19 protein-coding genes are annotated in these 20,090 nt (G+C 56.8%); 4 read left to right on the top strand and 15 right to left on the bottom strand.

What is annotated here, in order from left to right; all coding sequences use genetic code 11:
- Nucleotides 1-55: 55 nt before the first annotated feature.
- The 3 genes from P6287_RS04650 to aroL all read right to left on the bottom strand — a co-directional run bounded on the left by P6287_RS04650 (nt 56) and on the right by aroL (nt 1,990).
- Entirely contained in the window at nt 56-808 is a 753-nt protein-coding gene (locus tag P6287_RS04650; RefSeq protein WP_101762470.1) for an IclR family transcriptional regulator, read from the bottom strand.
- Between the two features lie 357 nt (nt 809-1,165).
- A complete protein-coding gene (locus P6287_RS04645; protein WP_101762471.1) occupies nt 1,166-1,357 on the bottom strand; it encodes a YaiA family protein in 192 nt (63 codons plus the stop codon).
- A 108-nt stretch (nt 1,358-1,465) separates the two neighbouring features.
- Complete coding sequence (aroL, locus tag P6287_RS04640) at nt 1,466-1,990, bottom strand: shikimate kinase AroL (protein WP_277974582.1); 525 nt, start codon at nt 1,988-1,990, stop codon at nt 1,466-1,468.
- Between the two features lie 282 nt (nt 1,991-2,272).
- Here aroL and P6287_RS04635 point away from each other — a divergent pair, with 282 nt between their 5' ends.
- On the top strand, nt 2,273-2,965 hold the full coding sequence (locus tag P6287_RS04635; protein WP_101762473.1) for a DUF2076 domain-containing protein: 693 nt from the start codon (nt 2,273-2,275) through the stop codon (nt 2,963-2,965).
- Here P6287_RS04635 and P6287_RS04630 read toward each other — a convergent pair whose 3' ends face one another.
- Nucleotides 2,966-3,409, bottom strand: a complete 444-nt coding sequence (locus P6287_RS04630) for a YaiI/YqxD family protein (RefSeq protein ID WP_008106050.1) — start codon at nt 3,407-3,409, stop codon at nt 2,966-2,968. It abuts the gene before it with no gap.
- A 147-nt stretch (nt 3,410-3,556) separates the two neighbouring features.
- Between P6287_RS04630 and proC the strand changes: the two genes are divergently transcribed.
- On the top strand, nt 3,557-4,369 hold the full coding sequence (proC, locus tag P6287_RS04625; RefSeq protein ID WP_277974581.1) for a pyrroline-5-carboxylate reductase: 813 nt from the start codon (nt 3,557-3,559) through the stop codon (nt 4,367-4,369).
- 183 nt (nt 4,370-4,552) lie between these two features.
- Here proC and P6287_RS04620 read toward each other — a convergent pair whose 3' ends face one another.
- The 7 genes from P6287_RS04620 to P6287_RS04590 all read right to left on the bottom strand — a co-directional run bounded on the left by P6287_RS04620 (nt 4,553) and on the right by P6287_RS04590 (nt 11,068).
- Nucleotides 4,553-6,082, bottom strand: coding sequence for an FAD-dependent oxidoreductase (locus P6287_RS04620; protein ID WP_192415348.1), 1,530 nt, complete (start codon nt 6,080-6,082; stop codon nt 4,553-4,555).
- Between the two features lie 125 nt (nt 6,083-6,207).
- Nucleotides 6,208-7,377, bottom strand: coding sequence for an amidohydrolase family protein (locus tag P6287_RS04615; protein ID WP_277974580.1), 1,170 nt, complete (start codon nt 7,375-7,377; stop codon nt 6,208-6,210).
- Entirely contained in the window at nt 7,370-8,143 is a 774-nt protein-coding gene (locus P6287_RS04610) for a 6-phosphogluconolactonase (protein ID WP_277974579.1), read from the bottom strand. Before P6287_RS04610 ends, P6287_RS04615 begins: the two co-directional genes overlap by 8 nt.
- A 1-nt stretch (nt 8,144) precedes the next feature.
- Entirely contained in the window at nt 8,145-9,668 is a 1,524-nt protein-coding gene (locus P6287_RS04605; RefSeq protein WP_101762478.1) for a sodium:solute symporter family protein, read from the bottom strand.
- Nucleotides 9,669-9,954: 286 nt separating this feature from the next.
- Nucleotides 9,955-10,257 carry a PsiF family protein gene (locus P6287_RS04600; RefSeq protein ID WP_101762479.1) on the bottom strand — a complete coding sequence of 101 codons (303 nt, stop codon included), beginning with the start codon at nt 10,255-10,257 and terminating at the stop codon, nt 9,955-9,957.
- 102 nt (nt 10,258-10,359) lie between these two features.
- Nucleotides 10,360-10,614 (bottom strand): anti-adapter protein IraP, encoded by a 255-nt coding sequence (iraP, locus tag P6287_RS04595; RefSeq protein ID WP_277974578.1) that lies wholly within the window; start codon nt 10,612-10,614, stop codon nt 10,360-10,362.
- Nucleotides 10,615-10,927: 313 nt separating this feature from the next.
- Nucleotides 10,928-11,068 (bottom strand): hypothetical protein, encoded by a 141-nt coding sequence (locus tag P6287_RS04590; RefSeq protein WP_167391187.1) that lies wholly within the window; start codon nt 11,066-11,068, stop codon nt 10,928-10,930.
- Between the two features lie 253 nt (nt 11,069-11,321).
- On the opposite strand from P6287_RS04590, the gene P6287_RS04585 reads away from it, so the two are divergent.
- Nucleotides 11,322-14,402: a beta-galactosidase gene (locus P6287_RS04585; protein WP_277974577.1), complete on the top strand. Its 3,081-nt coding sequence runs from the start codon at nt 11,322-11,324 to the stop codon at nt 14,400-14,402.
- Here the strand turns inward: P6287_RS04585 and P6287_RS04580 are convergent.
- Nucleotides 14,341-15,645 (bottom strand): multidrug efflux MFS transporter, encoded by a 1,305-nt coding sequence (locus tag P6287_RS04580; protein ID WP_277974576.1) that lies wholly within the window; start codon nt 15,643-15,645, stop codon nt 14,341-14,343. The genes P6287_RS04585 and P6287_RS04580 overlap by 62 nt on opposite strands.
- A gap of 392 nt (nt 15,646-16,037) precedes the next feature.
- Here P6287_RS04580 and P6287_RS04575 point away from each other — a divergent pair, with 392 nt between their 5' ends.
- Nucleotides 16,038-16,289 carry a biofilm development regulator YmgB/AriR family protein gene (locus P6287_RS04575; RefSeq protein WP_192415359.1) on the top strand — a complete coding sequence of 84 codons (252 nt, stop codon included), beginning with the start codon at nt 16,038-16,040 and terminating at the stop codon, nt 16,287-16,289.
- 12 nt (nt 16,290-16,301) lie between these two features.
- On the opposite strand, the gene P6287_RS04570 is transcribed toward P6287_RS04575, so the two are convergent.
- The 3 genes from P6287_RS04570 to P6287_RS04560 all read right to left on the bottom strand — a co-directional run bounded on the left by P6287_RS04570 (nt 16,302) and on the right by P6287_RS04560 (nt 20,026).
- Entirely contained in the window at nt 16,302-16,619 is a 318-nt protein-coding gene (locus P6287_RS04570) for a hypothetical protein (RefSeq protein ID WP_277974904.1), read from the bottom strand.
- 171 nt (nt 16,620-16,790) lie between these two features.
- Entirely contained in the window at nt 16,791-17,090 is a 300-nt protein-coding gene (locus P6287_RS04565; protein WP_101762485.1) for an I78 family peptidase inhibitor, read from the bottom strand.
- A gap of 347 nt (nt 17,091-17,437) precedes the next feature.
- Nucleotides 17,438-20,026, bottom strand: coding sequence for an EAL domain-containing protein (locus P6287_RS04560; protein ID WP_277974575.1), 2,589 nt, complete (start codon nt 20,024-20,026; stop codon nt 17,438-17,440).
- Between the last annotated feature and the right edge of the window lie 64 nt (nt 20,027-20,090).

Below are 20,090 nucleotides of genomic sequence, written 5' to 3'. Positions count from 1 at the left end.
GTGGCGCGAATAAACGCCTTCAAAACTAAAATAGGGTTTCCTGTTTTGGACAGGATTATGCGCCGTATTTTTCGGCCATCAGTGCAGCCGTTGCGCGTAGTTCGCTGAGCAGCCTCTCCGGATATCCGGGCGCCGCTTCTTGCGATAAAAACGAGAGACAGAGCGCGGCACTTTCACCGCGATGTTTATTGGTTACCGCGACCGCCAGCGAACTGATGCCCGGCAGCGTCTCATTGCGCGCCAGTGCCCAGCCTTGCTGACGAATTACCGCTAACTCTTTGCATAACGCATCGACGCTCAGCGGCGAGTTCATCGAAGCCGCCTGCCAGTTGCTGGCAAAACGTTCGCGAACCTCGTCATCACTGAGCTGCGCCAGTAGCACGCGTCCGGTCGAAGTGCCGGTTAATGAAACGCGCGAGCCCGGCGGCGTCACCAACTGGGTGAAGAAGCGGCCGTGATACATGCGCATCACCAGCACATCGTCGCCATCCAACACCGAGATATAACCCATGCAACCGCTGCTGGCCGCCAGGCGCGCCATCGGCGCCGACGCGCTATCCACTAGCGGCGTCGACAGATAGTGACCCGCCACCGACAGCAGCACGCGACCAATCTGGAAGCAGCGACTTTCAGTGTCACGCTCAAGTAAGCCTTCACTCTCCATGGTCGCTAACAGGCGCGAGACCGTGCTTTTCGGCATGCCTAACGCATCCACCACCTCGGTAAAGGTCAAGCCGGGATGGCCCTGCGTCACGCCAAAGCGCTGAAACAGCTTCAGTACAGCGGAGGCATTTTCTAGTGTGGTCATGGCGTTGGTTTCACTATATGGAACACAGTTCCTCTTTCAATAACCAGAAAGTAAAGCGCGACGCTTTGACGGTCAAGCGCAAATTTTAAGCCGGACGTTTCTGAGGGAATTTAAGGCAGAATAAAATACGGCGTGAAGTGGGAAATAAATGACGTAATCAGGTGAGTTAAATATTCCGCAGGAAAGTGTGTAACTTTTTTGGAATATTGCAGTTTTTCGGCTGAATTCTTTACCCTATAGAGTTCAAGTTGCAGGGAGGCGGCAAATGGGTGAATCCCCCAGGAGCTTACTTAAGTAAGTGACTGGGGTGAACACATGCAGCCAACGCACCTGCAGCTTGAAATATGACGGGTAAACTTAATCTTTTTCAGCGTCTTCGTAGCGCTCTTTGGCATCTTGCGCTTCGGTTTCGCTTTTGTGTTCGCTTATTAATGTATCGGGTTTGGGATGGTCGGCACGTAATTCATACCAGGTGACGGTTTGATCCGCCGAACCTTTTTCAACGGCGACAATACGCGCGACGCGCGGATAGGGTGGTTTCGTTGGCATTGTTTTCCCTCTTCTATCAGTTGTCCACAGACAGCGGTGATCCTCTGCCTAACGCTAAGTATAGACAACTGAGGATCGCTGCAAAGAAACAGAGAGAAATCTGAGGGTTTAGCTGGCGCGCGCTAAAGAGAGCGATTGCAGAATTTGCTCTACTACGCGATCGGGCGATTGCATCGCGTTGACTTCATGATGCGCGGTTTGGCGATACAAATGAGCACGCTCACGCAAAATATCGCCCATCTCTTCGGCAATCGGGCGGCCGGTTAAGGTGGGACGCTGCGCGGCTTCCGGCTGATGTTCCAGACGATCGGCCAGCACGTCTGAAGGCGCGTTCAGCCAAATCACCTGGCCGTGTTCGCGCATAAAGCGACAATTCACTTCCGCCAGCACCATGCCGCCGCCGGTGGCGATGACCGTATTCGGAGCGGTGACCGCGCGCAGCGATTCCGTTTCGCGGGCGCGGAAGCTATCCCACCCTTCAGATGCGACAATCTCCGCCACGCTGCGTTGCGTAGTGAGTTGCAAATAGTGATCGGTATCGTTGAAGAAATAGCCCAGCGCTTGCGACAGCGCCTGGCCAACCGTGGTTTTACCGCAACCGCGTGCGCCGATCAGATAGATGGGTAATGACATCCGGGCTCATCCTCCGCCGTAATGTGCCGCACGGGCAACGTCATCAGGTCAATAATGCGTCGCATAATACCTGGATTTTATTTTATCAGCCACCCGCGAGGCACGATTTACGCGTATTTCAGTCACATCCTAAGCTAGTCGTTTGATTAAACTGCAAAAAACAATGCATGAATCGTGCATCGGGCCAAATGTAACAGCGGCCAACATTTCCTTACCAGGCCGCTGATTTACTTTCTTCGGTCGCGCCCTCATATATGAGGCATCCTTAACGGAGGGTTCCCCATGCAAAGCGAAGAACAACAACTTATTGAAAACCTGTTCAGCCGACTGAAACAGGCTGAGACGCAAAGCGGCCCGCGTGATGCTGGCGCAGAGCAGTTAATCAAACAGCATTTACAGAATCAGCCCGGCGCGCCTTACTACATGTCACAGGCGATCCTGATTCAGGAAGCGGCGCTGAAAAAGCTTAATGCGCAGGTTACGGATCTGGAAAATCGTCTGGCGCAGGCGCAGCAGCAACAGGCACCGCAGCAGAGCAGCGGCGGTTTTCTTTCCAGCCTGTTTGGTGGCGGATCGCGCCCGGCGGCGCAACAACAGCCAGCGTGGGGGAATCCACCGCCGCAGCCACAACAGCAATATGCGCCACCACAGCAGCAATCTGCTGCGCCTGCGGCACGCGGCACCGGCTTCCTCGGCGGCGCATTGCAGACGGCCGTTGGCGTGGCGGGCGGCGTGGTGATGGCGGATATGCTGACCAGCATGTTCCACCATTCGCAGCCGGAAGAGATCGTTAACATCATCAACGAACCGGCGCTGCCGCAGGTCGATAACAGCCTCGACACCTTTAACGGCAACGACAGCAACAATGCGTTCCTGAATGATAACTCGGGCTGGGATAACAACCTGGCGGACAACAATGATTTCGGTGACTTTGGCAGCGGCGGCGACTTTGACGACGATGATAGCTTCGTCTGATCAGCGCTGACGTAACCACTTATCTAGTTCATTGGCGAACAGTTGGCGGTCGCGTTGGCTTAAGGTCGACGGGCCGCCACTCTGAATCCCGCTGGCGCGCATCGTTTCCATAAAGTCACGCATGGTTAAGCGCTGACGAATGGTGTCTGTTGAATAACGCTCTCCGCGCGGATTCAGCGCCGCAGCGCCCTTCTCCAGTACTTCTGCCGCCAGCGGAATATCGCCGGTGATCACCAGCTCGCCGGGCTGCACCCGTTTCACAATCTCGTTATCCGCCACGTCAAACCCGGCAGCAACCTGCAGCGTTTTCAGCCACGGCGACGGCGGCACGCGCAGCGGTTGGTTGGCGACAAAGGTCACGGTAACTTTGGTGCGCTCAGCCGCGCGGTACAGCACTTCTTTGATGACATTGGGACAGGCATCGGCATCAACCCAAATCGACATGATGACTCCTTTTTCACAGACAATGAGGCTGATCTTGCCGTGCTACGGCAGAATGGCAACTGTTTTTGCTGGCCGCCCGCCTTGTTATTAATCCTCGCTGACGTAAGCTTACCCCCACAGAAAATGAACCACTTAGAGGATAAAGCGATGCTGGATAAAAAAATCGGGTTTGTCGGCTGCGGAAATATGGCGAAAGCCATCATTAGCGGACTGGTCAACAGCGGGCAGATCGCCCCCGCCAATATCTGGGTATTCGACCGTAAGCCCGCCACCAATCAGGCGATGGCGCAGCAATATGGCGTCACCGCCGCAGACAGCGTGGAAAGTCTGGCGCGCGAAGTGGATATTCTGTTTGGCGCGGTGAAACCCAATGTGATTCTCAAAGTGCTGAAAGATCTTGCCGGCCAGCTGAAGAAAGATGTGCTGGTGGTCTCGATCGCCGCAGGCGTGACGCTGGATTCTCTGGCATCGGTGCTCGGCCACGATCGCAAAATCATCCGTGTGATGCCCAATACACCATCACTGGTGAACGAAGGTATGACCTCGGTGACACCCAATGTGCTGGTGGAAGCGCATGAAGTGGATGAAGTGGTGGGGATTTTCGAAAGCTTCGGCAAAGCGGCGGTGGTAAATGAATACCTGATTCACGCGGTGGTTGGCGTGAGCGGCTCAGCGCCAGCCTATGTGTTTATGTTTATCGAAGCGATGGCCGATGCGGCGGTGCTCGGCGGCATGCCGCGTGCGCAGGCATATCAGTTTGCGGCGCAGGCGGTCAAAGGCTCGGCGCAGATGGTGCTGGAGACCGGCAAGCATCCCGGCGAGCTGAAAGATATGGTGTGCTCGCCAGGCGGCACCACCATCGAAGCGGTGAAAGTGCTGGAAGAGAAAGGCTTCCGCGCCGCGGTGATGAATGCGATGCAGCAGTGTATGGCGAAGTCAGAGGCGTTGAGTAAGCAGTGATCGGTGCGCTTTGCCCCTCACCCTAACCCTCTCCCGCAAGCGGGAGAGGGAACTGATCGAGCATGTGGCAAACTCCCGCAAGCGGGAGAGGGAACTGATCGAGCATGTGGCAAACTCGCGCATGCGGGAGAGGGGTCCGATCGGGCATGTGGCTGCGTCTCCCTCTCCCTGTGGGAGAGGGCATCAGGCCGCTGCGTACGCCTCATACAGCGCAATACCCTGCGCCAGCGTCATGGGCTGCTGCATCTCCTGCACCAGCGCTGCTGTCAGCGTATATAACCCGGCAGAACACACCGCCGTAATCATCCCCTCCTGACAATAGAAAGCGATAAACTGCTTATTCTGCAGCGATCCCAGCAGCCGGTAATCGTCCCACTCTTCCGCATGCCCCAGATACTCATAGCGGGTACCGTAATGCGCGGTCCAGAAGAACGGCACGCGGTCATACAAGACCTGTTTCCCTAACATATTCAGCGCCGCGATGCGCCCTTGCTGGTGCGCCACGCGATAGTGCTCAATGCGTTGTGGGCCCTGCACCGACGGATAACTGGCGATATCACCGGCCACCCAGATGTTATCGGCCACGCGCAGCTGGCTGTCGGTGAGCAAGCTGCCATCTTCTTCCAGCGGCAGGTCGTGGATGAATGAGGTCGCCGGCACCACGCCCGTGCCAAACAGCACCAGGCTGGCATCAACTTTTTTGCCACTCTTCAGGCGCACGGCAGTGACTTTGCCCTCGCCTTCCAGCGCCACGGGATCACCTTCGACAAACTTCACGCCGTTGCTGCGATGCAGATCGTAAAAGTGGCGGCCAATCTCTTCGCCAAACTGTTTAGCGAACGGCAGCGGCTGGCGCGCAATCACCGTGACATCAACATCACGATTACGCAGCGAACCTGCCATCTCCATGCCGATAAAGCTGTTGCCGATAATCACCAGCTGTTCGGTTTTATCCACCTCTTTGAGTAACTCATCGGCCTGATTAAGCGATCGCAGCAGATGCACGCCGTCGAGATCTTTACCCGGTATATCGAGCGGTTGCGGCACGCCACCGCTGGCAATGAGCAGTTGGTCAAACTTCACTTGCTGACCGCCTTTAAGGATCAGCGTTTGCTCAAGCGCTTTGAGCTGCTCGACATCGCCCTGAATCCGCTCCACCGTACCCAGCACATCCTGCTGCAGCAGCTTAGGTACATCCTCAATCGCCATTTTGCCGGACGGCACGAATTTGCTCAGTGCGGTGCGATCGTAAGGTGCGGCCGATTCCCGCTCGATCAACACAATATGCCCTTTAAAACCTTCATCGCGCAGCGTCCAGATCGCCGCACTTCCCGCCGCGCCCGAACCGAGAATCACGCATACCGGTGACTCACCTTGTGCGGAGGGCGCACTGGCGGGCGACATCGCCTGCGGGCTGACCAGCACTTTGCCTTGTTCGATGCGCACCGGATAACGCTTGAGATTCGCCAGCGCCAGCGGCTCGCACATCTGCCCATCCTGCAGCTGAAACACCGCTTTGTGCCACGGACAGATCAGCTTGTCGCCACACACCGCGCCCTGCTCTAACGGCGCCCCGGCGTGCGGGCATTTGGCCTGAAACGCCTGCACCCGCTCATCGTCACGAATCAGTACCACATCGGTGTCGCCGACGGTAAATTTAGTGGGTTTGCGCTGTGCCAGCGACTTGAGTTCCACGACAGTTTGATAGCTCACGTTAGGCCTCCTTTCTTGTGGTTTTTGAGGTATTCAGCAAATCCCTACAAAGAGTAAGCCTGGCAAAGCATGGTGATTTGTCCGCATCAACAACGCGCTGAGGTAGGTAAGTTATTGTTTATTCGCTAAAGATAATCTTCACCATCCCGCCACACGACAGCGCCTTGCTTCACACAGCCGCGTAAAGCCACGCCGCCGTCCGCCTGAGCAGCCAGCAGCAGCACATCGGCGGGTGCGCCGCAGGCCAAACCTTGCTGCTGTGGCAGATTGAGCTGCCGCGCCGGACGAACAGACGCCATCTCAATCGCCTGCGCCAGCGTCGCCAGCTGGTGGCGCAGCAGGAAGTTCACGCCCTCCAGCAAACCACGCGCCGATCCCGCCAGCAGCTGCGGCGCATCGGCGATGCTCAGGCGTCCGCTAGCGCTAAGCTGCACGCGGCCGCCAATCGCGGTGTCGTAGATGCCCGGCGGCTGCCCAGCGAACGAGGTGACGTCACTGACCAGCAGCGCCTGCTCGCCTTTGGCACGCAGGAACACTTTCAACACGTCCGCCGGCAGGTGATCGCCATCGGCAATCAACGTGGCCGTCAGCGCATCTTCCGCCAGCTGCTGCCAGATGTAATTGGGATGACGCGGCAGTTGCAGATGCGCGCCGTTGCCGAGATGGGTGGAGAGCGTCGCGCCCGCGTCAACCGCCGCGTGAATTTGCGCTGGCGTGGCGGACGTATGCCCAATGGCGACGCGCACCTGCTGCGCCACACAATGTTTGATCAGCGCATCGCTGTGCGGCCATTCCGGCGACAGCGTGAGCAGGCGAATATGCTGCTGCGCGGCTTGCTGCCAGCTGTCGAACAGCGCAATATCCGGTGCGCGAATCGCCTCGCGCGGATGCGCACCGCGCGGCCCATCTTCAGGCGACAAAAAAGGTCCTTCCAGATGAAACCCCGGAACGGCGCGTGCCACGTCAGGATGATGCTGGCGGGCGCTGGCGAGTCGCTGCATCGCCTGCGCAATTTCCTCCGGCATGGCGGTGATCACCGTTGGCAGAAAGCTGGTGACGCCCTGCTGCCACAGCGCGCACGTGGCGTTTAGCACATCCTCTTCGCTAAAAGGAAAGTGGTTGAAATCGACGCCCTGAAAGCCGTTGACCTGCAGATCGACCAAGCCCGGCGCGAGGATGATCTCCTCTTCCAGTTTATTCAGCGCGCGCACATCACTAATGGTGCCGTGCTCAATCTCCAGCTCAATCGGTTGCAGCGTGCGGTAATCGCGACCGCGCAAAATGAGGTTAGTCAAAGGTCACCTCCGGGCAGGCATCGCTGTCGGTATAGAGCGTACAATCGGCATGCTGGCGCAGACACGTCGCCGGACACGCGGTGGAGATCGCATCCTCAAGCGTTGCGCGCACCGCCGCGCGTTTGCTCGCACCCGGCACCATGCAGAACAGCCGCGCACCGCTCATCAAGGCGGGAATCGTTAGCGTCACGGCATGCGTCGGTACCGCCTCGAAACTGGCGAAACAGCCATCGTTAACCTGCTGCTGGCGGCAGGTATTATCCAGTTGCACCACCTTAACGGTGATAGGATCGTTGAAGTCGGCCACTGGCGGATCGTTGAAGGCTAAATGGCCGTTCTCGCCAATCCCCAGACACACCGCATCAATCGGTGCAGCGGTAAGTTTTGCCGCGTAATCCGCACAGATCGCGGCAGGATCGCCGCAAGATGGGATCAAGTGAACTTCGCCAGGCTGCACCACATCAAACAGCTTCTGGCGTAAAAAGTGGCTGAAACGCTGCGGCGCATCCGTCTCCAGCCCGATGTACTCGTCCATATGGAAGGCATGAATGCGCGACCAGTCGATATCCGCGGCCGCAACCAGCGCGCCGAGAAACTCGTTTTGCGAGGGCGCGGCGGCAAACACCATGCGCACCACATGCTGTTCACTCAGCCGTTGACGCAGAAACGCGGCCACATCCTGCGCCGCAGCAGCACCTAATGCCGCGCGGCTGGCGAAGCGTTTGATCCGTAAGCGATCTCGGGTTCCCTGTTGTAAGAGCGTCATGTTATCCCTCCTGAGAGACGTTACTTTTATGCGCCCAGCGCTGTGCGGCTGGCGCATCCTGATCCTGATTGAGTGCGTTCAGCAGCTGATCTACTTCCGGGCGCACCGGCGCGCGGCGTAACCAGCCCATCACCACAAACAGCACCAGCGAGGACATCACCGGCGCAGCCACCACGGTGGCGGTGCTGACATCGGTAAAGACAAATTTCACGCAGAAGAAAGTGCCGACGCCGATCGCCCAACTCACCAGCGCGGCGGCGCTGCCGCTGCGACGAAATGCCGGCAGCAAACCCAGCAGCATGGGAATGGAGATCGGGCCGACTAAGCCGCCAAACCAGATGATCAGCAGCGACAGCACGCCGCCGAAGTGGCTGGCGTTCATGGCAATCACCAGCGTGGTGATAATGAAGATAAAAGCGGTGAGCCGCGCCACCAGCAGCGAGCTTTTACCGCGCTGAAAGTGTTTCGGCAGCATGCCGGGCAGGATATCGCGCGTCACCACCGCCGTAATGGCGTTGGCATCCGACGAGGTCATCGACAGCGTGTGAGTAAACATCGCCACCAGCACCAAACCCACTAAACCATTCGGCAGCAGCTCCATCGCCATCATCGAATAAGAGCGCGAGGGATCGCTAAGATTGGGAAACAGCAGCGGCGCAGCCCACATCGGCCAGAACAGAATCAGCGGCCAGATGAGATAGAGCGCGGCGGAGAGGCGCGCCGCTTTGCGTGCATCGCGGCCGGCGGGCGCGGCTATAAAGCGCTGCGCCAGATTCCAGGTGCCGCCGTTATAGCTCAGCGTGTAGATGACGAAATAGGCGAGAATAAAGCCGATGCTGTACGGCTCCTGAATGATCTGGGTGTGGGTTGGCGGCAAACGCTGCCAGATGGTGAACAGCTCAGCAAAGCCGCCGAGATGCACCGCCACCGCCACCACCATCACAATCGCGGCCACAAACTGCACCACGAACTGGCCGAAGTCGTTGCAGGCATCCGCCCACAATCCGCCCATCACGGTGTAAAACAAACTCAGCGCGCCAGATACACAGATGCCAATCAGCGGATCGAGTCCGGTGAAGACGTTGATGATCACCGCAATTGCCGCCCACTTCGCGCCGACGTCAAAGGTTTTCAGCAGCACCCCGCTCCACGCCAGCACCATTTGCGTTGGCAAGTTGTAGCGCGTGGCGAGATATTCCATCGGCGATTCGATGTTCATATAGATGCGCAAGCGCGCCCAGCGCGGCGCAAACAGGCGTGAACCTATCAACACCGCGATCGCGATGGGAAACGCCCACCAAAAATAGATGGTGATGCCCATGTTGTAAGCCACCGCCGCATAGGCGACAAAAACCGCCGCGCTGTATCCTGACATATGATGCGACACGCCCGACAGCCACCACGGCATTTTGCCGCCAGCCGCAAAGAAATCACGCGTGCTGCCCACCTTGCGCATCGCCCACAAGGTTATAGCCACAATCATCAGCGCATAAAGCGCCATCACAGCATAATCAAGCACATTCATAGCAGACTCCACAGGTAAAGGCTGCCCAACGAACGCTCTGGCTTCGCGGGGATTGAGCGGATGAAATAATTAGTCATCATTTAGGACTAAAGCATCCTGGCAGCGTTATCGGTGCGGTTTTGTGATGAGGATCCTGATATGAGTTTTTCCTCTGACGTGATAAGTAAAATTGAATATGTCTGCGCCGCAGCTTACAGCAATAAAAAAGGGTTCACGCTAAACATGAACCCTTATTCCTTTTCACGCATGAGTGATTTAAAAACGGCGACGATTATCGCTAATTAAATCAGCTTTTCTTCAGGCACGAACTCATAAACGTTTTACGTGCATCGCCGGTGAGCTTTTTATCGCTCGCATCAGCATTACAGGTTTTCATCTTCATTTGTTGCGGCGTCATACTGCCTATTTTGCTGTCTTTTTTCAGACAGTCACTCATAAAGCTTTTACGCGCATCGCCTTTCAGATTTTGTGTACCGGCGCTCTGGTTACACTGGGTCATTTTTTCCTGCTGTGCGGTTTTCTCTGCCGCACTCGCTCCGCCTGCAATCAGCAAGCCTGCTGTCATTATTGCCAAAAGACACGATTTCATTACCGGATTCTCCGTAGCATTATTGCTCTCTAAGCATGGCACGGAATAAGCAAATACGAGAAATCGATAATGACAATTGCCTGCAAAAACAGGCGATAGCCATTATACGCGCGGATGATGCAGCAACTTCTCTACGTAATTACGCAGCATGGTGGTATCGGGCGTTTCAGCCGCGGGGGCGACGGGCGGCATGGCTAATTTAATAGCGGCCTCAATGTCGTGGAATTGATCAGGATCCAGTTTGCGCAACATCGCGGTTAACACGATTTCTAATGCCTCAACCTGAGCCACTAATTCTTTAGACTCTTCTTCTTTTTCAGCCAGCTTTAGAAGGAGTTCCGCAATCAGGTTTTTCATGCGACAAGCTCAATGAGAGAAGAAAAACAGACGTTAGCATTGCGCTGAATAAAACAACAAGGATTTTTAAGCCGTTTTAGAGAAAAAACAGCCAAACGGCAGAATAAAAAAACCGGCTAGATTTCAATAGTTAATAGCGAAACGTTTCACTGGACGTTCAAAGATTTATTGAAACGTTTCGCTCACCTATGCCCTGAATAATTCGAGGTGCAGGAAGGCGGCAAGTGCAATCATCCTCAGGAGCTTACTTCAGTAAGTGACTGAAGGTGAATGCACGCAGCCAACGCACCTGCAGCCTGAATTATGATGGGTATTAATGCGGCCCCATAAATCCTCGTCCCGGACCGCCACCATGGCCGCCGCCCCAACCGCCGCCACCCGGAGGTGGGAAAATACAACCGCTCAGCGCGGTGACCAATGCCACAACTGCGGCCATTTTAATCATACGGACCATAATTACCTCGAAATGGTGAAATCGGGCTGAGTGTATGAGGCCGCATCGGGCACGACAATACAGAATCCTCCGCAACCCGGCGCTATTCATCTCTGCTCACCACGCTTAACAATTTACTGGCACTAAAGCGGCAAAAGCATTGCACGGGTGGCATAGATTGCTGCCAACGCGCTGCGCAAAATCGTGGTTGATCGCTTTACAGCCGGTGCGATTTCACGCAATGTGAGCGCATTACAATAAATGAGATCTCATCATGAGCTTATCTGCTGTCTCCCTGAGTGAAATTCTGGCGCGCCGTGACTGGGAAAATCCGGTGATCACCAGCCTTAATCGACTGGATGCGCATCCGCCGTTTGCCAGCTGGCGCGACGAAATCAGCGCGCGCGATGACCGCCCTTCGCCTTCGCGCCAGCTATTGAACGGCCAATGGAGCTTCAGCTACTTCACGCAGCCGGAAGCGGTACCGCAAAGCTGGCTGCTGCAGGATTTGCCTGGCGCCGATGCGCTGCCGGTGCCCGCAAACTGGCAGCTGCACGGCTTTGACGCGCCAATTTATACCAACGTGCAGTATCCGATTCCGGTCACGCCACCTTTGGTGCCGCAACAGAATCCTACTGGATGCTACTCGCTCACATTCAAAGTGGATGCTAGCTGGCTACAACAGGGCCAGACGCGCATTATCTTCGACGGCGTAAATTCGGCCTTTTTCCTGTGGTGTAACGGCCAGTGGATCGGCTATTCGCAGGATAGCCGCCTGCCCGCCGAGTTTGATCTTACTCACGCCTTGCAGCCCGGCCAGAACCGCTTAGCCGTGATGGTTCTGCGCTGGTGCGATGGCAGCTATCTGGAAGATCAGGATATGTGGCGCATGAGCGGCATCTTCCGTGATGTCAGCTTGCTGCATAAGCCGGAGACGCAGTTGGCCGATGTGCAGATTGAAACCGCGCTGAGCCCGGAATACCTGCGCGGCGATCTGCGTGTCAGCGTCAAGATCCACGCCGGCGATCGTCAGCCCGCGCAGTGCCGATTGCGCGTCAGTTTGTGGCGCGGCGACAGCTGCATTGGTGAGCAGGAACAGGCACCCGGCAGTGCGATTATCGACGAGCGCGGTCATTATCCCGAACGCGCCCTGCTGATTTTGCCGGTCAACCAGCCGCAACTGTGGAGCGCCGAAACGCCGCATCTCTATCGCGCGGTGGTGACGCTGCTGGATGAAAACGGTGCCGTGCTCGAAGCCGAAGCTTACGACGTCGGTTTCCGCCGCGTCAGCATTGAACAGGGCCAATTGTGCCTCAACGGCAAGCCGCTGCTGATTCGTGGTGTGAACCGCCATGAACATCACCCGGAACACGGTCAGGTGGCGGATGAAGCCAGCATGCGCCGCGATATCGAGCTGATGAAGCGCCACAACTTCAACGCGGTACGCTGCGCGCACTATCCCAATCATCCGCTGTGGTATCGCCTGTGCGATCAATACGGTTTGTATGTGGTGGATGAGGCGAATATCGAAACGCACGGTATGCAGCCCATGAATCGCCTCTCCAGCGATCCGCGCTGGTTCGCCGCCTACAGCGAGCGCGTCACGCGCATGGTGCAGCGCGACCGCAATCATGCCTGCATTATTATCTGGTCGCTGGGCAACGAATCAGGTCACGGCAGCACGCACGATGCGCTCTATCACTGGGTGAAAAGCAGCGATCCGACGCGTCCGGTGCAGTACGAAGGCGGCGGCGCCAACACCGCCGCCACCGATATCGTCTGCCCGATGTACGCGCGCGTCGATCAGGATCAGCCTTTTCCGGCGGTGCCAAAGTGGTCGCTGAAAAAGTGGATTGGTTTGCCGGGCGAGACGCGGCCATTGATTCTGTGTGAATACGCCCACGCGATGGGCAACAGCTTTGGCGGTTTCGCGAAATACTGGCAAGCCTTCCGCCAGTTCCCGCGCTTGCAGGGCGGCTTCGTCTGGGATTGGGTCGATCAAAGCCTGACGCGCTACGACGACAACGGTGAAGCCTGGCAAGCCTACGGCGGAGATTTTGGCGATACGCCGAACGATCGCCAGTTCTGCATGAACGGGCTGGTTTTTGCCGACCGCTCACCGCATCCGGCGCTGTTTGAAGCCCAGCGCGCGCAGCAGTTCTTCCAGTTTCAGCGGGACGCTAACGAGCCGTATCGCTTTACCGTCAGCAGCGAATATCTGTTCCGCCGCAGCGATAACGAAGTGCTGCGCTGGTCAATCGAGCAGGATGGCGTTGCCATCGCCAGCGGTGAATTGCCGCTCGATCTCGCCGCTCAAGGCAGCCAGACCTTTACGCTGCCCGCCAGTGAAGATTTGCAGGGCAACGCGTGGCTGAATCTGGCGGTGCATCAAATCAACGCCACGCCGTGGTCCGAAGCGGATGCGCGCGTCGCCTGGGATCAGTGGCCGCTGCCCGCTGCGCTGCCGGTGCGCGTCGTAGAGCTCGGTGCCACCGCGCCGGAACTGATCGCCAATCACGATTTGGTGGCGGTGGTTGTGCCGCAGCAGCGCTGGCACTTCTCGCGCCGCAGTGGCGAGCTGGTGCAATGGTTTGTTGATGATGAAGAAACGCTGATCACGCCGCTGCAGGAGTGCTTTATTCGTGCGCCGATTGATAACGATATCGGCACCAGCGAAGCTGCCAATGTTGATCCCAATGCGTGGGTCGAGCGCTGGAAACGTGCGGGCTACGATGAGTTGCAAGCGGTGCTGGTGGATATGCAGGTCGATAGCCTGAAACACAGCGTGCTGATTGAAACCTGGCATCAGTGGCTGGCCAACGGTCAGCTGGCTTTCACCAGCCACAAACGCTATCAAATTAATGCTAACGGTGAGTTGTCCATTAGCGTCAATGTGGAACAGGCGCCCGGTCTGCCGGCGCCGGCACGCATCGGGCTGCGCTGCCAACTGGCGAAGTCGCCGCAGCAGGTGAGCTGGCTCGGTTTGGGCCCGCACGAGAACTATCCGGATCGCCAACTGGCGGCGCAGTTCTCGCGCTGGCAGCTGCCGCTGGCAGCGCTCAGCACCGCGTATGTGTTCCCCGGTGAAAATGGTTTGCGCTGTGGCACGCGTCAGTTACAGAGCAATGGCTTGCAGGTGAGCGGCGACTTCGCCTTTTCGCTCAGTCGCTTCAGCCTTGAACAGCTGCGTGCCACCTCGCATCGCCACTTATTGCAGCAAGAGGATGGGTGCTGGCTGCACCTCGATGGCTTCCACATGGGCGTCGGCGGTGATGATTCATGGAGCCCAAGCGTTAGCCCGGAGTTTTTGCTTTCTCAGCAGCGCTGGCACTACGCGCTGACGTTGCGTCAGTAGGTTTTTCTGCGGTTTCACGCTGGCTCAAAGGTGGAGTCAGCGTGGTTTTCGGCCGACGATAGAAGCGGCGCAGGAAGATCACGTTAACCATCACCACCATCGCCGTGGCGAAGAACACCCAGCGATAGCCGGTTGCCGCCGATACCGCCGCGCCCAGCAGCGGACCCGCCACGTTACCCAAGTACATAAACGATTGGTTGTAGCCGAAAATGCGCCCGGTGACGTTATCGCGTGAATGCCGCACCAGCAGCGTTTGCACCGCCGGCATCATGGCACCATCGGCAAACCCCAACAGGAAACGCAGCACGCCCAACTGCGTCGCGCTGGTGACGAACGACATCGCCACCAGCAGCAATAATGACACCATCATGGTGGCGAGCAGAATACGTTGCGTGCCAATACGATCGCCGAGTTTACCCAGCCGTGGCGCGGAGATCAGCGCCGATACGCCCGGCAACGCGGCGATCACCCCGCTGAGAAACGCAATGTTCTGCGCATTCGGTGCCAGCTCGCGCACGAACAGCGTCAGGATGGGGTTCACCGAGCCGTTGCACATCTGAATCACCATGGTGGTGAAGAACAGGCAGATCATTAAACGCGGATTATCGAGGGTGAGAAACACGTCGCGCCCGCTCAGCTTGTCCTGCTTGCTAACCGGCGTATAACCGGTCTCTTTTATCAGAAATAAGGTGACGAGAAAGCTCACCATCAGCAGCACGGCGGTGACGATAAACACCATGCGTAAACCGAGCCAGTCCGCCAGCAAACCGCCAATCATCGGCCCGAGAATGACGCCGCTGATCTGCCCGGTGGAAACACAGCTGAGCGCCCAGCCGCTGCGCTCGCGCGGCACCTGCGCCGCCACCAGCGCCATCGCATTGGGAATGTAGCCGGACGTAAGGCCCATCAGCGCGCGCAGCAGCAACAGCTGCCACGCCTGAGTGACAAACGCCTGCAGCAGAATCACCGCGCCCATGCCGAAAGAGGCGCGCAGCAGCATTAGCTTGCGCCCTTTACGGTCAGCAAGGCTGCCCCACAACGGCGCGACGGCGGCAGAAACAATGAAGGTGACGCTGAAAGTGAGCCCAGACCAAATGCTGAGCGCGTTACCGCCACGAATCCCGAGTTCTTCCACATACAGCGGCAGGAAGGGAATGATCTGACTGATAGCAAGGCCGGTAAAAAAGCAGCCAAACCAAACAGATATCAGATTAACTTTCCAGGACTCGATGGAGCGTAACATGGGCGTGGGCATCAGCAGAATGAAACGAGAGTTCAGTCTAACAATCTCATAACATTACCGGACGGCAAAACATGGCATGGGCGAAAAAACGCAGTTTTACACTGTCGAGCGTGATTTTGCTCACAGCAAATCATGTCTGAAAGCCGTTTTTTAGTGTCTTTATGTGCTGAAACCCAGCCTGCCGCAAGATAAGCGCATCGCAATGGCAGGCAAACGTGAAAAAATATGTCTACACGTTACTGACAATATTCCACACCGCATCTATGTTTAAAAAACCACCAGTTATCACTGGCGACGCGCTGTCTGTTCTGGACAGTCCGCATGATTAAACCCAATTTCCCCATGCTGCCATTATCCGGCGGTGGGCATCGTTGTCTCTGCGGAGGTCAGCTATGAGAACCCAGCCAAACAGCGCCAGTCGGGCGATTACCGACTACTTCAATAGCCCAGCCTGGCATGCACCGCATGAGAGCGACCTGTTAGCGGCGATCATGCGCGAACTGATGGATGACGGACAGCCTGCCACCAGCAAAGCGATTATTGCGCGCGTGATTGATAAGCTGGAATTTGAAGGGGATGAACAGCAGCTGCAGAGCTACCGCAACTTACTGGCAAAACTGCTGGAATCGGGGCCGCAGAAATAGCGGCCCACGCCACTATTTTACCGCACGCAGATGGTCGGCTTCGCTGACAAATGCCCTGCCGCTTTGACGCTGGTACAGACAGAGTTCGCGTCCGACCTGATTTTTCATGTGCTTTTGCGGATAGCGACCTTCCAGCAGCAGCGCATCAAAGCCCACGCTGTCATCATACTGAATCGGCTTACCCACCACTTTCGCTGTCTTCAGGCCGCTGGCCTTGAGACAGCTTTGCTGCATATTTTTGTCGTTCTGCTGCCATGCGGCTTCGCTCGACGCCTGCGCCAGCGGACTCAACAACAGCGTTAACAGCAGCAATTTTCCACGCGTTCTCATCATCACTCCTCCATCAGCCTTGCAGGCCGAAAGATAAAAAAATTCCCGCCGCAGCGGGAAGAAATAAGACGAACATTGCATATTCGAGAGTGACGAGGAAATCTCCGTAGTGCGCAGTTATCCTCGCCCGGCGCTGTGACAGCCAGATGACAATGCAATGTCGTTTTTTTGTTATCCGCAGTACACCCGGGAAATTTTACCGCTTTGATCCGCCGCGAAATTTATCCGACGCAGATTGAAATCCATCGTTACCGCTGAATTCCACGGAATAGCACGCACGGGCACCGCGAAGCGTTTGTTGTCGAGCGTCGATAATGGCTGACCAACGTAGTTTTGGTATTGCGATGCGCCGCACTGATCGGTTTCCGGATCGTGGCTGGCAGCCGCGCTGGCGTCAGGTTTGCTGGCTGACTGGCAAGCGGTCAGGGCAAAAAAGGCCGTTACCAGTAGCGCTTTTCCATAATGGGTCACAAGTTTCTCCTCCTGGATAAATAGACAACCGGTTTTTGAGAGTAGCAAAGCGTGACCGTGAAACGGAAATTTTTACAGCAGATTGGTCGCACTAATCAGCTCAAAAGGGCGATCTTCCTCTCAAAAGTTAGGATTAATCGCACGCACTGTCTAAAAATCAATCCGCCAGCCACTACAATTAACTAAGAATTTTCTTAGCGAGGAGGCAATGATGGAACTGGTGATTTTTGTTGGCTTCGCCGCTCTGATGACGTTTGTTGCGATCAGAGTGCGTTAAAAAGCCGCGCACATTTCGTAGCGGCGCGATTTATCACGCAATGCATTGCGCCGCTACAATGTGTGCAAAATCAATTGACGGTTTCCTCTTCCTGTAACCGCGTATTAAAGGCGGCCAGCGACATGGGTCGGCCAAGGACATATCCCTGCCCTTCTTCACACGACAGCGCTTTCAGCGCCTTTAGCTGTGCTTCGGTTTCAATCCCTTCTGCGGTAATGGTCAGCGCAAACGCGCGAGCCAGACCGACAATCCCCGCCACCACCGATTGCGCCTGCTGCGATTCCGGGAACTCCTTCATCCATGAACGATCGATCTTCAAACCGTTGAACGGGAAAGTTTTCAGATAGCCCAACGCCGCATAGCCAGTACCAAAATCATCCACCGTCAGCCGCACGCCGAGCGCGCGCAGGCCTTGCATGATCTCCAATGCGCGATCCGGATTCTCAAAAGTGACGTTTTCGGTGATCTCCAGCTCCAGCCGTGTGGCCGGTAATCCACTCACCTCCAGCGCATGCGCCACGCGCTGCACCAGATCGTTATTACGAAACTCCACCGGCGAAATATTCACGGAAACATAGCGCTGTTCGCCCCAGTCGCGGGCGTCCACGCATGCGCGCATCAGCACCCAATCGCTGATCGCAGCGATCAGGCCGTTCTCTTCCGCTAACGGAATAAAGCGATCGGGTGTGATCCATTGGTCGTCGGCTATCTGCCAGCGAATCAGCGCTTCAGCGCCAGCCAGCTGCCCGCTTTGCAGCTGATAGCGCGGCTGGTAATGCAGCGTGAAGGCGTGATTGTGCAGCGCGCCTTCAATCGCCTGCACCATGTCGCGTTTTGACTGCAGATGGTTCGCCATATCGGTGGAGTACCAAACCCACCGATCGCGTCCGGCACTGCGCGCCTGAGCCAGCGCAATATCGGCCAGGCGTAACAGCGCTTCCGGCTGAGCCGCATCCTGCGGTGCTGATACGATGCCCATGCTGGCGGTGAGGCTGATTTGATGCGATCCGCTGATGATCGGTTGATGCACCATGCGCTGCAGCGCACGACAGCGATATTCCACACCCGCCCGCGTGCTCTCGCGCAGCAGCAAAATAAAGGCATCGCCGCCGAGCCGGGCCGCCAGTTCATTCGGCGCCAGCAAGCTTTTCAGCCGTGTCGAGATCTCATTCAGAACGTCATCACCGACCGCGTGGCCCCACGTATCGTTGATCGGTTTGAACTGATCGAGATCGAAACTGATGACAAACAGCGGATCATCCGCGCTGACGCACTCCAGATACGCGGTTAAATACTCCTGCAGCTGCATGCGGTTCGCGAGGCCGGTGAGCATGTCATGACGTGACAGAAACTGAATGCGCGCTTCGGCGTCCACTTCATGAGTGATATCCGACACCGTGCCGCGAAAACCCGAGCGCAAGCCGTTACGCCGAATGGCTTTCGCCATTAACTGCCCAATGCGGCGCTCGCCGTTGGCCGACATAAACTGGCAGCGCAGCGGCACATGTTTCACCTCTTCGCCTTGACGCATCAGCCAGGAGACCAGCGAATGGCTGGGATGGCTCAGCAGTTGATCGAGCGGACGTCCAATCCAGCTTTTCACTTCATGGCCGGTCACCGCAGCAAAGCGCGACGAGAGATAACAGAGGCGGCCCTGTGCGTCGACTTCCCAAATCCAGTCCGACGCGGCTTCCGCCAGATCGCGAAAACGCTCTTCGCTGTTGGCCAACTCACGCTGACTGATCGCCAGCATTTCAAAGCGACGATCGGAGATCACCGCGTTGTGCAGTGCATGCCGCAGCACGCGACGCGTCACCAGCGCCACCGCCAGCGCGGTGAACAGCAGCAGCGGCATCATCAGCCACATCACGCCGAAGCCGGGATTTTTCGGCTGCCAGCGCAGCACCAGGGGTTCGCCCTGCAGCACCGGCTCCACCAGCCGTGGCTCAAACAGCGCATCGTTTAGATCGCTGGCGATGCGCGGCTCAATCACATTCAGGGATGTGCCCAGCGTTTGCAGTTTTTGTGGCGTGAAAATGTTAACGAACACCATGACCGAAGCGGGGCCGGGCATCGTCGGCAAATCCTGTCCTTTGCCCGGCGTAATCGGTGCGGCCACGACGATCGCCGGGTTACTCTCCACCAGCGCATTGCCTGCAACGGCGTCATGCCGTGAGCGCGCCTCGCTTAGCAGTACGTTGCTTTGTGCGCCTAACAAGCTCTCAATCGAAGCATCCGATAATTCACCGTTAATCACCGCATAGCGGGTTTTCCCATTGCCATCTACCACGAACACGCCGTCGTAGTGATACTCCTTGTAAAGCCCCGGACCAAAGTTCTCTTCGTCCCACGCCCAAACCTTATTGACCGTCAGATGCAGGTTTTTCCAGCCTTCGCCCCAGTTAGCATAATCGCGCGCATCGACGAGCATCTGTTGCTGCTGTTGCTGCCACGCCTGACGCATCAGATTGGCATCCTGCTGGATTGAGTCGGTGTTTTGTCGATGGGCGATAACCAGCACCATCACCACAGAGAGAAGTAGCACGCCAAACAGCAGCGAGGATAAGGTGCGCAGACTGCGCCGCGTCAGCCTTACCGTGTGTGCTTCCATATTGGTCCTGGCGGCCAGTGCCGTGTGCCGGTGAAACTCAGAATTCATGCGCATTGCTCGTAGAATACAGGCAGCAAAAAAAGGCGGATGACAACGCAGACTGCGCACATCT

This window comes from Pantoea sp. X85, assembly GCF_029623675.1.
In the GTDB taxonomy this organism is placed as follows: Bacteria; Pseudomonadota; Gammaproteobacteria; order Enterobacterales; family Enterobacteriaceae; genus Pantoea; species Pantoea leporis.
This window is presented reverse-complemented; position numbering and strand designations above follow the sequence as displayed.